We start from the raw sequence: 1,191 nt of genomic DNA, 5'->3' as shown, positions 1-1,191 counted from the left end.
CGCCTCAAGTGTTTGCTTGATCGCACTGATAAGTGCATCGGTAAGCCCCGTATCAAAACGCTCGCCGTCATCTTGCGCTTGCTGATGGGTAGGTTGCAAGCGCGCATCAATCAGCTGCATAGTGGCGGGCTTGGCAAGTCCTGGACGCGTGCGGAGTTGATACTCTATCAATTTGCCATCGTCGACTAATTTTAGATGCTCAAGGGTCGGGGTGGCAGTACCAAGCACCACAGGAATCTTATGCTGATAACCACGGTATAAGGCGACATCGCTTGCATGATAACGCAGAGTATCTTGCTGTTTATAGGAGTTATCGTGCGCCTCATCTACGATGATAAGACCTAAATTGGCAAAAGGGTAGAGCACCGCTGAGCGCGTTCCGATGATAATTTGCGCATGCCCCGTACGGCAATCTTGCCAGCCTTGCATACGATACGTATTGGTCATGCCAGAATGTAGCAGGACAATTTGTGCAGCAAAACGACTGGCAAAGCGTGCGCGCGTCTGCGGCGTGAGTCCAATCTCTGGCACCAAAATCAATACTTGCTGGCCGGCCTCAAGAACGGCTTGCATGGCTTGTAAATAGACTTCAGTCTTGCCGCTACCGGTAATACCGTTAAGCAAAAATCCTGTGTACTCCTGCGCCGTATGCGCGCCGATAATCGCCTCGACAGCTTGCTGCTGCTCTTCATTGAGATCAAGCGGCATCTTGGCTAAGCCGACTGGTTTGGGCGGCGCTTTGGGTTCAATATAGCGCTCAATCAGTCCTTTATCCTCAAGCGTTTTTAAAAAAGGTCGCTGCATTCCTTCTAGCAATAAGACGTCTTCGCTTGCGCCGCGGCTGCCGTGAAGTTTGAGCATATTAAATTGCTGTTTTTGCTTGAGCGCATTTGCTCTAAAGTCATCATCCGTGACATGCGGTAAGATACGCCAATGAGTAATGAGCAAATCTAAAGGTTTACCCTGACGCACTAAGGTCGGTAACATGACAGAGAGCACATCACCTAAAGGATAATGGTAATAGCGGGCAAGCCACTGCGCCAATGTGAGCATAGTAGTACCCAAAATAGGCGCATTATCAAGACACTTATTGATAGGTTTTAGCTTGCTAATGGGCACGTCACTCGCAGTTTGTGAGGTATAAGCGACGACAATACCGATAAGGGTTTGACGACCAAAGGAGACCTCAAC

The 1,191-nt window shown here is 49.3% G+C and carries 1 protein-coding gene; it reads right to left on the bottom strand.

The genetic code is table 11. From position 1 onward, the window contains the following. On the bottom strand, window positions 1-1,191 hold a 1,191-nt coding region (locus ACTXGO_RS14145), incomplete at both ends, for a DEAD/DEAH box helicase (protein WP_443574962.1).

This window comes from Psychrobacter sp. T6-1, assembly GCF_052258445.1.
Note: the sequence above shows the minus strand (reverse complement) of the source record. Positions and strands in the feature narration are given on the sequence as shown.